Origin of the sequence: Phenylobacterium sp. 58.2.17, from assembly GCF_026411515.1 — a bacterium.
Classification (GTDB): domain Bacteria; phylum Pseudomonadota; class Alphaproteobacteria; order Caulobacterales; family Caulobacteraceae; genus Phenylobacterium.
Genome location: NZ_JAPMTQ010000034.1, coordinates 35311 through 48763, shown reverse-complemented (window position 1 = coordinate 48763; position 13453 = coordinate 35311). Strand labels below are relative to the sequence as shown.

The following is a 13453-nucleotide window of genomic DNA, read 5'->3' as shown; positions in this document are numbered from 1 at the left end:
CCCATCTCCCACGGCCCGCCGGCGTACTTGATCGAGGTCTGCGGCGAGCCGCCGGCGCCGCAACCGGCCTCCAGCACCCGCGCGCCGTCGGCGGCGTCGCAGGCGGCCGCCAGCAGGGCGGCATCCATACCGGCGCGGTATCCCCTTACACCCTGGCGTAGCAGCACTCGCCCGCCGAGCAGGCGGTCTTCGGAAATTGCTGGGTCTGTCAGGTCTGACACTGGTTCCATTTGCGCTCGGAGACGGCTAAGCCCGCCTTGACCCTGGTCTATCCCGTGACCATTGTCGCCCGCAAACGCCGGCGTCCCTGTGCGGGGCGCCGAACGCCTTGGAGTTTCGGTATTTTGGACGCCGCCAGCGCCGCGATCGCCCGCGAAAAACCCGTCTCGATCGACGGGCTCCTGGAGCTCGCGAAGCCCGACATGGCCAAGGTCGACGCCCTGATCCGCGATCGCATGCAGAGTCCCGTTTCGGTGATCCCGGCCCTGGCCGAGCACCTGATCGGCGGATCGGCCAAGCGCCTGCGCCCGCTGCTGACCATCGCCGCCGCGCGGGTCGCCGGGGCCCAGGACGACGCCTGCCTGAAGCTGGCCGCGGCGGTCGAGTTCATCCACACCGCCACCCTGCTGCACGACGACGTGGTCGACTCCTCGCAGCTGCGCCGCGGCAAGGTCGCCGCGCACCTGATCTGGGGCGCGCCGGCCAGCGTGCTGGTGGGCGACTTCCTGTTCGCGCGCGCCTTCGAGCTGATGGTCGAGGCCGGCTCGATGCAGGCGCTCGAGATCCTGGCCCGGGCCAGCCGGGTGATCGCCGAGGGCGAGGTGCTGCAGCTGACCCGCGCCCACGACCTGAACCTGTCGCAGGATCTCTATCTGGAGATCATCAAGGCCAAGACCGCCGAACTGTTCGCCGCCGCCGCCGAGGCCGGCGCGGTCTCGGCGGGCGCCAGCCCGGAAGGCTGCGAGGCGCTGCGCAAGTTCGGGCAGGACCTGGGCCTGGCCTTCCAGCTGGTCGACGACGCTCTCGACTACAGCGGCGACGCCGCCACCCTGGGCAAGAACGCCGGCGATGACTTCCGGGAAGGCAAGGCGACGCTGCCGCTGCTGCTGGCCATCGCCAAGACCGGCGCGGCCGAGAAGCCGTTCTGGGATCGCACGGTCGGACGCCGCGAGCAGACCGACGAGGACTTCGAGCGGGCCCGCAGCCTGGTCGCCTCGACCGGCGCCGACGCCGCCACCCTGGCCCTGGCCGGCGACTACGCGGCGACCGCCAAGGCGCAGCTGGCCGATTTCGCGTCGAGCAACAGCTGGCGCCCGGCGCTGGAGAACCTGGCCGACTTCGCGGTCCAGCGGAAGTCGTAGGTCGCTTCGAACTCCGGGTACAAAAAAGGCCGCCCTCGGGCGGCCTTTTCCGTTCAGATCGTTCAATGATCAGCCCGGGCTGATCATCTTTTCCGGGCGCACCAGGGCGTCGAACTCTTCGTTGGTCACGTAGCCGCCGCCGACGGCTTCCTCGCGCAGGGTGGTGCCGTTCTTGTGGGCCGTCTTGGCGATCTTGGCGGCGTTGTCGTAGCCGATCTTGCCGTTCAGGGCGGTGACCAGCATCAGCGAACGCTCAAGGGCGGCCTTGATGTTGTCTTCGCGGGCTTCGATGCCGACCACGCAGTTGTCGGTGAACGAGATCGCCGCGTCGGTCATCAGGCGGCACGACTGCAGGAAGTTGTAGGCCATCACCGGGTTGAAGACGTTCAGCTCGAAGTGGCCGGAGGCGCCGGCGAAGGTGAGGGCGGCGTTGTTGCCGAACACCTGGGTGCAGACCATGGTCAGGGCCTCGCACTGGGTCGGGTTGACCTTGCCCGGCATGATCGACGAGCCGGGCTCGTTTTCCGGCAGGGCCAGTTCGCCCAGGCCCGAACGCGGGCCGGAACCCAGGAAGCGGATGTCGTTGGCGATCTTGAACAGTGAGCCGGCCATGGTGTTGATCGCGCCGTGGCTGAAGACCATGGCGTCGTGGGCGGCCAGCGCTTCGAACTTGTTCGGGGCGGTCACGAACGGCAGGTGGGTGATGTCGGCGATCTTCTTGGCGACCAGTTCGGCGAAGCCGACCGGGGCGTTGAGGCCGGTGCCGACCGCGGTGCCGCCCTGGGCCAGTTCATAGAGGCCGGCCAGGGTGTCCTTGATCCGGCGCACGCCGTTGGCGACCTGCTGCGAGTAGCCGGAAAATTCCTGGCCCAGCGTCAGCGGCGTGGCGTCCTGGGTGTGGGTGCGGCCGATCTTGATGATGTGGTCGAAGGCCTTGACCTTGACCTTCAGCGCCGCGTGCAGGTGCTCGAGCGCCGGCATCAGTTCCTTGGCCACCTGCTCGGCGCAGGCGACGTGCATGGCCGTCGGATAGGTGTCGTTGGACGACTGGCTCATGTTGACGTGGTCGTTCGGGTGCACCGGGCTCTTGGAGCCCATGACCCCGCCCAGCATCTCGATGGCGCGGTTCGAGATCACCTCGTTGGCGTTCATGTTCGACTGGGTGCCGGACCCGGTCTGCCAGACCACCAGCGGGAAGTGGTCGTCGAGCTTGCCGTCGATGACTTCCTGGGCGGCCGCGACGATGGCGGCGCCGATCTTCGGGTCGAGCTTGCCGAGCTCCATGTTGGCTTCGGCGGCGGCGCGCTTGACGATGCCCAGGGCGCGGATCACCGACTTGGGCTGGCGTTCCCAACCGATCTTGAAGTTGCCGATCGAGCGCTGCGACTGCGCGCCCCAATAGACGTTGGTCGCGACCTCGATGGGTCCGAAGGTGTCGGTCTCGGTGCGGGTCGCGGTCATGATGTTTTCAGCTCCGGTGAGTTCGCAGCGCCGGTTTAGCGAACGCGCGCGAGACTGCAAGGCGCGCAGGTCCTAAGGAAGGGCATGCACGGCGATTGGATATCCCACGGAAAGGTGCGCGCCCGCGAGACCGAGGGCGTCGTCGAGGTCGTGGTCGACGGCCTGACCACCCAAACCAAGTACTACAAGCCGCTGGTCTATGAGTTCTTCCGCAAGGCCTGGCGCGGTTCGCGGCCAAGCTGGGGCGAGTTCGGCGTCGACATCGTCATGGAGTATGTCGGCGACCCGCCGTGGATCGACCTCGACAACCTGGCCAAGGCGATCCTGGACGCGATCAAGGGGTACACTTTCCACGACGACGCCCAGGTGGCGCGGCTGCTGGTGGAGCGGCGGGCCGGCGAGCGCGAGCAGATCACGGTCACCGTGCGCAAGCTGTCGGACGTCAATCTGCTGGGCGCGGCCTACCAGCGCTGAAAACGAAAGCGGCCGCGCCCTTGTGAGGCGCGGCCGCGGTTCGCTGACCCCGGAGGGGTTCTACCGGATCAGCGGTACTGCTGCAGACGGGTCGTGCGCAGGCCGGCGAGGCCATGGCGATCGATCGACTTTTGCCAGGCGAGGAATTCCTCGTTGGTCAGGGAATAGCGCTCGCAGGCTTCGTCGAGCGTCAGCAGTCCGCCGCGCACGGCGGCGACCACTTCGGCCTTGCGGCGGATCACCCACCTGCCAGTGTCCGGCGGCGGCAGATCCTTGATCGTCAGGGGCGCACCCGTCGGACCAATGACGTACGCCTCGCCGCGGCTGTTCGTGCGCGTCTGCTGTTGTTGCAACATGGCTTTACGCCTTTCCGACCATCACTGTTCGGGAAGAATGTAACGAGTGGGACATAACGGGCGGTGAATCACGATAGTAAACAATTCCTTGCTCATGATTCGCCGTTGTCCGTTTTTGGTACAGTCTAAGTTATCGAGTGATGTTGAGAGTTGTTAACGGGAAATATTACCTCTTAATATTGATCAACTCCTCAAGCATCTGGTCGGCGGTCGTGATGATCTTCGAAGATGCAGAATAGGCTTTCTGGGTCGTGATCAGTCCGGTGAACTCGGCCGACAGGTCGACGGTCGAAGCTTCCAACGTGCCCGGAGCGATTTCACCGGCGCCGCCGATGCCCGGCTGCTTGATCACGAACTCGCCGGAAGGGATCGTCGGGCGGTAAGCATTGCCGCTGACCGGGGCCAGGCCGTCGGGATTGGCGAAGCTGGCCAGGCCGATCTTGGCGATCTTGCGGACTTCCGAGTTGTCGAAGATCGCGGACACGACGCCGTCTTCGCTGACCTCGACGCCGACCACGTTGCCGACGTTGGCGCCGTCCGAATTGGCCGAGTTCAGGGTCGAGGGCGAGGCGTACTGGGTCACCTTGCTCCAATCGAGGGCGATGTCCGAAGCCTCGACGCCGAGGCTGTCGGCCCAGCGGGGCGATCCCGCGGTCCCCGAGGCGCCGAGGTTCAGGGTGGCGGTCGGGCCAAACAGGGTGGTGTCGACGTGAGCGAGGTCGAGCTGACCGTCGGCGGTGAACATGACGTTACCCGACGCGATCAGACCGTTGGTGGTCCCATCGTCGATATCGGTGGCGGGGACGGCGTACATTTCCGCCTTCCACATGTTCGGCGTCGAGTCGTCCTTAATGAAGGCCACGGCGACCTTGTGAGTGGCGCCCACCGAGTCGATGATGTTCATCTCGAAGGTGAAGTCGGGCTGCACGCCGGTCGCCGGATCCTGGGTGAGGGCCCACTCGGCCATCGCACCGGGGCCGAGCGTCGTGTAGCTCGTGTTCTTGGTCGCGTCGGCGGTCAGGCTCTTATTGAGGTTGGCGTTGACCACGACGTTGCTGGTCGCGCGGACCGCGGCGCCCAGGTTCTTGACGTTGATCGACTGCATCATGTTCAGGTCGGACGGGTTCGTGTTGAACGTGCCGTCGTCCTGCACCGGCCAGCCCTGCAGGTAGAGCTTGGCGTCGTTGACCAGATAGCCGTCGGCGTCGACGCTGAACGAGCCCGAACGGGTGAAGACCCGCTCGTCGTTTGCGGTCAGGGTTCCGCCCTTGGTCGCGACGACGAAGAAGCCGTCGCCCGAAATGCCGAGGTCAGTCGGCGAGGTCGCCGACTGGATCAGGCCCTGCTGGCTGATGAACTGGCGGGTGACCGCCTGCACGCCGCCGGCCGAGTAGCGGCCCTTGACCGCCTGGGCCGTCACGACGTTGGCGAAGTTCACCTGGTTGCGCTTGTAAGCGGTGGTGTTGACGTTGGCGATGTTGTCGGAGATCGCCGCGAGGGCCGAGGAGTTGGTGATCAGCCCGGAAACGCCGGAGAGCATGGCGCTGTTGATGCTCATGGGTGTCTACCTTTCTATGCGAATGGGGTGAGGGCGCGCGCTCAGGTGGCGGCCTGTTCAGACGGCGGGGTGTCGCTGTCCGAGTTGTCGGGGTTCGTATCGGCGGCGGCCGTCTGCTGGGGCGCCTCGGCGATCGAGGTGACCTTTTCCCAGCCGATCTGCACGCCGTTGATGGTGATCAGGGTCTTGCCGTCGGTCTGTTCGACGCCGGTGACGACGCCCTTGATGAAATTGGTGACGCCGACCGTCGCGCCCGCCGAATCCTTGGCGGTGATGCGCAGGGTGTAGGTGTCGCCGTTCGGCAGTTGAGCGCCGGTGCGGTCCTTGCCGTTCCACGAATAGGTGTGGTCGCCGGCCTTGAGGTCGTCGCCGCTGGCCTTCTCGACCTGGACGACCTTGCCCAGGCTGTTGACCACCTCGATGGTCACCTCTGTCGCCTCGCGGTCGAGCTTGTAGGACCAGTCGGCCTTGCCGGCCGAGAGCTTGGCTTCGTTGTGCAGGGCGCGGACCTCGCGACCCAGCAGGCTGACCGAGGTCTGGATGCCCGAGCCGGTGTTGGTCACGAGCTTTTCGAGCAGATCGTTGGTCAGCAGCTGCTGTTCCACGCCGGTCATCTGGACCAGCTGCTGGGTGAACTGGGTCGAGTCCATCGGCGACAGCGGATCCTGGTTTTTGATCTGCGCCGTCAGGAGGTTCATGAACGTCTCGTAGCTGTCGGCCAGGCGCGTGCGCCCGGTGTTCGAGGCGCTGGCGTTGCCGGCCGCTGCGGTCGCGTCGATCGCCATGGCGGTCTCCCTAGATCCGGATGTCCACGCCGGTCGCGGACCGGCGGGCGTATTGAAGGGCGGCGGCGGCCGCGGTTTCGGCCGCCTCGCCGGCGGTGCCGAGCACCGCCTGGAAGGCCCGGCCGCGCGAGGCGCCGTCGTTCTGCTGTTGCTGCTGAGCCAGGCCGCGGCCATCGTTGCCGCGCTCGCCGTTGACGTCGAAGGACAGGCCGCCGGTCAGGTCGAAGCCGGCCTGCTCCAGGGCGCGCTGCAGCTCGTGCGAGCGGGCGCGCACCTCGGCGGCGGCCTGCGGCGAGTCGAACGACATCGCCGCGGTCATCTTGCCGCTGGCGGCGATTTCGACCGAGACGCTGACATGGCCGAGGCCGGCCGGGGTCAGCTCAACGTCGAATTTTGTGGCCCGGCCTTCCAGCTTCTTGCTGATTTGGGCCGTCAGGTTGGCGATGGTCTCGGAAGTCGTGACGCGGCCCGGGGCGGCCTGGCCGCCGACATGGGCGTGGGCGGCGGGAGCTGCATGGGCGGGAAGCTGGACGTCCGGCGCGTCGGCGGCGGCCGGTTCGCTCTTGGCGTCCTTGGGGACCGGCGGGGCGAGGTCGGTCTCGAGCGAGGCGGCGGCCTTGCCGGCGTCGCCGGCGCTGGCCGCAGCGGTCACCGCATTTGGCGTCACGACGCCGTCGGCCGTCGGCGCCGGGGCGGCGGCGTTGGCGACATCGCCGCGACGGCGAGCGTTGTCGGCGTGGCGCGCCGAGCGGCCCGCCTGCGGCTCCTGGGGTTTGACCTCGTCGGCGATGGCCGGAGCGGCGGCTTCGGCCTGGGCGAGCTGGGCTTGCGGCGCGTCGGTCGCCGCAGCCGCGACGGCCGCCTGAGGCACCGGAGTCGGCTGCGCGGCTTGGGTTTGAGGCGCCGGAGCAGCGGGACCGTTCGACTTGGGCTTGGCCGGCGGCTCAGCGGCGACGGCGGGCTTGGCCTGGGGCGTGACGGCCGCGAGCGTTTCGGCCGTCGCCGACGTTGGCGGGGCGAGGTCGGGAGAGGCCGGCGCCGCCGCATCGGTCTGGGGCTTCGGCGTGGTGACGGGCGCTGTATCCGCGGCCGCAAGGGGCGCGAAGGCGGCGGCCGGAGCCGTGGGCGTCGGGGCGGGCGGCTCGCCGGAGACCTCGCCGCCGGCGGCGATCGCCGCCTGGGGCTGCGGCTGGGGGGCGACCTGCGGGGCGATGAGCAAGGCGGCCATGGTCATGGCGTCGGGGGCGACGGCGGTCGTCGGCGATTCAGGCTCCGCCTCGCCGGCGGGGGCCAACTCGCCGTCGGGGGTCTCGGCCGTCGCGGCGTCGGCGTGGGGGGCGAATAGGCCCGCCGCGCCGCCGGCTCCGGCGGCGGTCTGGTCGGTCGGCCCGAAGAACGCGGCCAGCAGCGCCTCAAAACCGCCCAGCGCGCCCTGGCCGCCGTTGGTGGCGGCGGAGGGCCCGGCGATCGGGCTCGTCATCGGCAAATTGAACAGTGGCGCTGTCATGGCTTCCGGTGAATCCGCCCGGCGCATGTCCGGGCTTATCGATGGGAGCGCTTCTGCGCCGCGTACATTCGGCGATCTCCGAGCAACCTTTGCGCCAACTGATCAAGATATTGATAAATATGTTGAAATGGCATTTCCGGTGAAGCGGTGAGATCGCTGGCGTGGCGTTTTTTGCCGGGCCGAAGCTGCGCGATGGGTCGTCCCTGCCGCCCTGGTCGCAGGAGGTCGCGTGGCATGGGGCGGCGGGGCGCAACAGAACTGGCGCCGGTCTTGCGCCGGATTTTGGCAGTTCGGCGAGCCTCAAGACGAGATTCGTTGAAAAGATTGGATTTTTGCATGGGCCACGCGCGGGCGTTCACCACTATCCCGGCAGATTTCGCCGGGTCGCGCGTCAGGCTTTGCCGGGCGGAGGGTAAACCGTGTCACTGACGGCTATGCTGAAGACGGCTTCGTCCGGGCTGAACGCGGCCCAGATGAACCTGCGGGTCACGTCGGACAATATCGCCAACGTCAACACGTCCGGCTACGTCCGCAAGCAGGTGGACCAGGCGCCGCTGGTGGTCGGCGGCAAGGGCATGGGCGTCGACATCCTGGGGGTGCGGCGTATCACCGACCAGTACCTGCAGTTGGCCTCGCTCACCGCCTCATCGGACGCGGCCCGATGGGACGTGTTCTCGCAGTACCTGGACAACGCGCAGAGCCTGTTCGGCAATCCGGGCAAGGAGACCTTCTACTTCTCGCGCCTGGACCAGATCTTCTCGGCCTTCGCGGCGGCGGCGGACGACCCGTCGTCGAGCCTGCTGCGCAGCCAGGGCATCTCGAAGGTCGAGGATTTCCTGACCGAGACCGGCCGGATCAACTCCCAGATCAACGAGCTGGGCGAGACGGTGGACGCGCGGATCTCCTCGGACGTGAACCGCATCAACGACCTGCTGCGCCAGATCAACCAGATGAACGCCGACATCAGTCGCGCGAAGCTGACCAGCGGCGATGCGTCCGGGTCGGAGAACATCCAGAGCCAGCTTGTCGACGAATTGTCGACCCTGATGAACGTGCAGGTGGCCCAGCGCGCCAACGGCGGGGTGACCGTCCGCTCGGCCGAAGGGCTGCTGTTGGCCGGCGACGGCAAGGCCGCGACCCTGACCTACAACCGCACCGACTCCACCAAGGGCTACATCGCGGTCGAGCCGGACGGCGGCGTCGGCTTCGCCCAGCCGATCCAGATATCCGGCGGCGAGATCCGCGGGCTGATGGATCTGCGCGACGAGACCCTGCCGGGGATGGCCGACCAACTCGGCGAGTTCATCTCGCGCACGGTCGAACAGATCAACGCCGCGCACAACAAGACCACCGCCTCGCCGCCGCCCAAGGCGCTGACCGGCCGCGACACCGGCCTGGACCTGCCGACCGCGGTGGGCGGCTTCACCGGCAAGACGACGGTGGCGATCCTCGACAAGGACGGCGTGCTGCAAAGCCGCGTCGACATCGATTTCGACGCAGGGACGATGGTCCCCGGCGGTGCATTCACGCCCGCGAGCTTCCTGACCACGCTCAACACCGCCATGGGCGGGGCCGCGACGGCGTCGTTCACCGACGGGGCCTTGAGCATCGCCGGCGCCGGCGACAACCGCCTGGCCATCGACGAGGGCACGTCGGCCAAGGCCGGCCGCGGCTTCTCGCATTTCTTCGGCCTCAACGACCTGGTCCGCTCCGGCGGGATGATGAGCTACGAGACCGGCCTGAGGGGGACCGACCCGCACGGGTTCACCCCCGGCCAGACGATCAGCTTCCGGCTGGCCCAGGCCGACGGCAAGCCGATCCGCGACATGACCTTCACCGTGCCGGGACCGCCGGTCACCTCGATGAACGATCTGGTCGCCGCCTTGAACGACCCGGCGACCGGGGTCGGCGTCAACGGCGCCTTCAGCCTGGACGCCAAGGGCGCGCTGACCTTCACGGGCTCGGCGCCCCAGAACGCGACGCTGTCGGTGACGCAGGATCAGACGCAGCGCGGGGCCACCGGGCCGTCGATGAGCCAGTTGTTCGGCCTGGGCGTGATCGAGCGCAACGCCCGCGCTGGTCGCTACGAAGTGGACAAGGCGATCGCCCAGGATCCGATGAAGCTCGGCCTGGGGACGCTGGACCTGTCGGTGGCGGCGGGCAAGCCGGCGGTCACGGCCGGCGACGGCCGCGGCGCGCGGCTGCTGGCGGCGGCGGGAGACGCCACCACGACCTTCTCGCCGGCCGGCACGCTCGGGGCGGTGACCATGACCCTTTCGCGTTATGCGGCCGAGTTCGGCGGCTCCATCGGCCGCCAGGCCGAGGCGGCCGATAATCGCAAGAGCGCGGCGGAGTCGGTGTCCAACGAGGCCCAGGCGCGCCGCGACGCGATCGAGGGCGTGAATGTGGACGAGGAGCTCGTTCGGCTGACGACTTATCAACAGGCCTTCAACGCTTCGGCCCGCATGATCCAGGCGGCCAAGGAGCTGTTCGACGTCCTGACGAACATGGTTTAACGGAGCCTGACGATGTATCGCGTCACGACCGGCGGCAATTACAGCCTGGTTCTTCGGAACATCATGCTGGCCCAGCAGAAGCAGATGAACGCGGGCGACCGCGTGGCGACCCAGGAAAACGGGTCGAACCTGAAGGATTACTCGCGCAATGCCGAGATGCTCACGGCCATGCGTTCGGTGGAGACCCGTATCGGCGGCTATCTCGACCAGAACAAGCTCATCGCCGACAAGCTGACCACCCAGGACTTCGCGATGACCCAGCTGGGCGACGCGGCGGCCGGCACCAAGCAGGCGATCGAGGAGGCCATCGCCACCGGCCGCACCGACACCCTGATGCAGGAGATCGAGGCCCAGTTCCGCAACGCCGTGTCGTCCATGAACTCGCGCTATGGCGGCAAGTACCTGTTCGCCGGCGGCAAGATCGACACCATGCCGGTCACCGCCGACGCGCTGTCGGACCTGACCAACCCGCTGACCCCGCTGATCTCCGACTTCTTCCAGAACGACGACTTCATCACCGAGCACAAGGTGGACGACGCCACCACGGTGAAGACCGGGCTGCTGGCCGACAACCTAGGGACCGACCTGCTGCAGGCCTTCAAGACCCTGCAGGCGTTCCATGAGGCGACGCCGTTCGGCGGCACGATGACCGACGCCCAGCGGACTTTCCTGACCAATGAGCTGGCCAACTGGGACTCGGTGTCCAGCGACATCATCGACAAGACCGCCCGCAACGGGATGGTGCAGGCGCGGGTGGACGACGTGAAGGCCGACCTAACCGCCCGCCAGAACAGCCTGAAGGGCATGATCGGCGACATCGTTGACGCCAACATGCCGGTGGCCTCGGTCGAGCTGGAGAAGGCGACGTTGGCGCTGCAGGCCTCGACCCAGGTGTTCATCACCCTGCGCGACTCCTCGCTGCTGAACGCGCTGAAGTAAGGCCGGCGCGCTCGCGGCCTCGCAAATCGGGGCGCCAACCGCTACATAGCGCGCCATGAACGCGCTTTTCGCAGACGCCGCCGTGGAAGCCGCGCGCGCCGCCGTGGGCCTGAAACCCGGCGCGCGGGTGGTCGCGGCCATGTCCGGCGGTGTGGACTCCACCGTCACCGCCGCCCTGCTGGCGAGGGCCGGCTACGATGTGGTGGGCGTGACGCTACAGCTCTACGACCACGGCGCGGCGATCCAGAAGAAGGGCGCCTGCTGCGCGGGCCAGGACATCCATGACGCGCGGACCGCCGCCGACGTCATCGGCATCCCGCACTACGTCCTCGACTACGAAAGCAAGTTCAAGCAGCAGGTCATCGAGGACTTCGCCGACGCCTATCTGCGCGGCGAAACCCCGGTCCCGTGCATCCGCTGCAATCAGACCGTGAAGTTCCGCGACCTGCTGGACGTGGCGCGCGACCTGGGCGCCGAGGCCATGGCGACCGGCCACTATGTCCAGCGCGCCGAGGGGCGCGACGGGGCCCAACTGCTGCGCGCCACCGACCCGGCCCGCGACCAGAGCTACTTCCTGTTCGCGACCACCCGCGAACAGCTGGATTTCCTGCGCTTTCCGCTCGGCGGCCTGCCCAAGCCGGAGGTGCGGCGGGTGGCGGCGGAGCTCGGCCTCGCCGCGGCGGACAAGCCCGACAGCCAGGACATCTGCTTCGTGCCGGAAGGCCGCTACACGACTGTGATCGACCGCCTGCGGCCGCAGGGCGCGGAGGCCGGCGAGGTCGTGCACATGGACGGCCGCGTGCTCGGCCGCCACGAGGGCGTGACCCGCTATACGATCGGCCAGCGCCGCGGCCTGAACATCGCGGTCGGCGATCCGCTGTTCGTGGTCAAGATCGACGCCGACAAGCGCCAGGTGGTCGTCGGCCCGCGCGAGGCGCTGCTGACCAGCGCGCTGACGCTGAAGGAAACCAACTGGCTGGGCGAAGGCGAGGACATGGCCGGCGCCGCCGGCCGGCCGGTGCTGGCGCGCGTGCGCTCGACCCGCGAGCCGGTGCCCGGCCGCCTGGCCGTGCGCGGCGGCGTCGCCGCGGTCGAACTCGATACGCCGGAAGAAGGCGTGGCCCCCGGCCAGGCCTGCGTCCTCTATGCGCCCGAACAGCCGGAGCGGGTGCTGGGCGGCGGCTTCATCGACAAGACCGAGCGGGCGATCTAGTCCGCCTGTCCTGGCCGGCGCCTTTGAGTGCTGACGCTGCGGCAGCATTCCAATTCGCCAGGCGGAGAATTATATCGGCGGCATGACCCAAGCCGCCGATCCCGTCGTCATCGCCGCCTATGCCCGCACCCCGATGGGGAGCTTCCAAGGCGCGCTTAGCGCGCTCAAGGCCACCGAACTGGGCGCCGCCGCCGTGCGCGCCGCGGTCGAGCGGGCAGGGGTCTCGCCCGAGGCGGTCGAGCAGATCTTCATGGGCTGCGTGTTGCCGGCCGGGCTCGGCCAGGCGCCGGCCCGCCAGGCGGCGCTGGGCGCGGGCCTGCCGAAGTCGGTCGAGGCCACGACCCTGAACAAGATGTGCGGCTCAGGGATGCAGGCGGCGATCATGGCCCATGACGCCCTGGCGGCCGGCAGCGCGGACATAATCATCGCCGGGGGCATGGAGAGCATGACCAACGCGCCGTACCTACTGAACAAGCACCGCGGCGGCGCGCGGATCGGTCACGACACGGCGTTCGACCACATGTACCTGGACGGCCTGGAAGACGCCTACGAACCGGGCCGCCTGATGGGCTCGTTCGCCGACGAGACGGCTCGCGCCTACCAGTTCACCCGCGAGGCGATGGACGAGTTCGCGATTTCGTCGCTGGCCCGCGCCCGGGCGGCGACCGAGAGCGGGGCGTTCGCGCGCGAGATCGTTCCGGTCGAGGTCGTGAGCCGCAAGGGCAGCGAGACCGTGTCGACCGACGAGCAGCCGCTGAAGGCCGACCCGGCCAAGATCCCGACCCTCAAGCCCGCGTTTGGCAAGGACGGCGCGATCACCGCGGCCAACGCCTCGTCGATCTCGGACGGCGCGGCGGCGCTGGTGATGACCCGCGCCTCGGTCGCCGAGAAGCTGGGCCTGAAGGTGGTCGCCAGGGTGGTCAGCCATGCGGCTCACGCCCACGAGCCGGGGCTGTTCACCACGGCCCCGGTGCCGGCGATGCAGAAGGCACTGAAGAAGGCCGGCTGGAGCGCGGGCGACGTCGATCTGTTCGAGGTCAACGAGGCCTTTGCGGTGGTGGCGATGATCGCCGAGCGTGAACTGGGCATCGACCGCGCCAAGCTGAACGTCAACGGCGGCGCCTGCGCGCTGGGCCACCCGATCGGCGCCAGCGGCGCGCGCATCCTGGCCACCCTGATCGCCGCTCTGGAGGCCCGCGGCGGCAAGCGTGGAGTCGCCAGCCTGTGCATCGGCGGCGGCGAAGCCACCGCGATGGCGGTTGAACTGGTCTAGCTAGCGGTCG

Annotated in this window: 11 protein-coding genes and 1 pseudogene; 6 read left to right on the top strand and 6 right to left on the bottom strand. The window is 68.3% G+C overall.

Going from position 1 to position 13453, the window contains the following annotated elements:
* Positions 1 to 221, bottom strand: a pseudogene (locus tag OUA97_RS17660) (hypothetical protein); the annotation flags it as partial.
* Positions 222 to 344: 123 nt separating this feature from the next.
* Between OUA97_RS17660 and OUA97_RS17655 the strand changes: the two are divergent.
* The gene (locus OUA97_RS17655) at positions 345 to 1361 is read left to right on the top strand and encodes a polyprenyl synthetase family protein (RefSeq protein WP_267233346.1); all 1017 of its coding nucleotides are present in this window, start codon (positions 345 to 347) and stop codon (positions 1359 to 1361) included.
* 69 nt (positions 1362 to 1430) lie between these two features.
* Here OUA97_RS17655 and fumC read toward each other — a convergent pair whose 3' ends face one another.
* A complete protein-coding gene (gene fumC / locus OUA97_RS17650; RefSeq protein ID WP_267233345.1) occupies positions 1431 to 2822 on the bottom strand; it encodes a class II fumarate hydratase in 1392 nt (463 codons plus the stop codon).
* An 84-nt stretch (positions 2823 to 2906) separates the two neighbouring features.
* Here fumC and OUA97_RS17645 point away from each other — a divergent pair, with 84 nt between their 5' ends.
* On the top strand, positions 2907 to 3296 hold the full coding sequence (locus tag OUA97_RS17645; RefSeq protein ID WP_267233344.1) for a RusA family crossover junction endodeoxyribonuclease: 390 nt from the start codon (positions 2907 to 2909) through the stop codon (positions 3294 to 3296).
* Positions 3297 to 3364: 68 nt separating this feature from the next.
* On the opposite strand, the gene OUA97_RS17640 is transcribed toward OUA97_RS17645, so the two are convergent.
* The 4 genes from OUA97_RS17640 to OUA97_RS17625 all read right to left on the bottom strand — a co-directional run bounded on the left by OUA97_RS17640 (position 3365) and on the right by OUA97_RS17625 (position 7475).
* A complete protein-coding gene (locus OUA97_RS17640) occupies positions 3365 to 3652 on the bottom strand; it encodes a DUF1153 domain-containing protein (RefSeq protein WP_267233343.1) in 288 nt (95 codons plus the stop codon).
* 166 nt (positions 3653 to 3818) lie between these two features.
* Positions 3819 to 5210 carry a flagellar hook protein FlgE gene (locus tag OUA97_RS17635; RefSeq protein ID WP_267233342.1) on the bottom strand — a complete coding sequence of 464 codons (1392 nt, stop codon included), beginning with the start codon at positions 5208 to 5210 and terminating at the stop codon, positions 3819 to 3821.
* Between the two features lie 41 nt (positions 5211 to 5251).
* Positions 5252 to 5995, bottom strand: a complete 744-nt coding sequence (locus OUA97_RS17630; protein ID WP_267233341.1) for a flagellar hook assembly protein FlgD — start codon at positions 5993 to 5995, stop codon at positions 5252 to 5254.
* A 10-nt stretch (positions 5996 to 6005) separates the two neighbouring features.
* Complete coding sequence (locus OUA97_RS17625) at positions 6006 to 7475, bottom strand: flagellar hook-length control protein FliK (protein ID WP_267233340.1); 1470 nt, start codon at positions 7473 to 7475, stop codon at positions 6006 to 6008.
* Positions 7476 to 7921: 446 nt separating this feature from the next.
* Between OUA97_RS17625 and flgK the strand changes: the two genes are divergently transcribed.
* From flgK to OUA97_RS17605, 4 genes are all read left to right on the top strand, one after another.
* Complete coding sequence (gene flgK, locus OUA97_RS17620; protein ID WP_267233339.1) at positions 7922 to 10018, top strand: flagellar hook-associated protein FlgK; 2097 nt, start codon at positions 7922 to 7924, stop codon at positions 10016 to 10018.
* A 12-nt stretch (positions 10019 to 10030) separates the two neighbouring features.
* The gene (locus OUA97_RS17615; protein WP_267233338.1) at positions 10031 to 10957 is read left to right on the top strand and encodes a flagellin; all 927 of its coding nucleotides are present in this window, start codon (positions 10031 to 10033) and stop codon (positions 10955 to 10957) included.
* A gap of 55 nt (positions 10958 to 11012) precedes the next feature.
* Entirely contained in the window at positions 11013 to 12170 is a 1158-nt protein-coding gene (gene mnmA / locus OUA97_RS17610; protein ID WP_267233337.1) for a tRNA 2-thiouridine(34) synthase MnmA, read from the top strand.
* Between the two features lie 82 nt (positions 12171 to 12252).
* Complete coding sequence (locus OUA97_RS17605) at positions 12253 to 13443, top strand: acetyl-CoA C-acyltransferase (protein ID WP_267233336.1); 1191 nt, start codon at positions 12253 to 12255, stop codon at positions 13441 to 13443.
* The last annotated feature ends 10 nt before the right edge of the window (positions 13444 to 13453 follow it).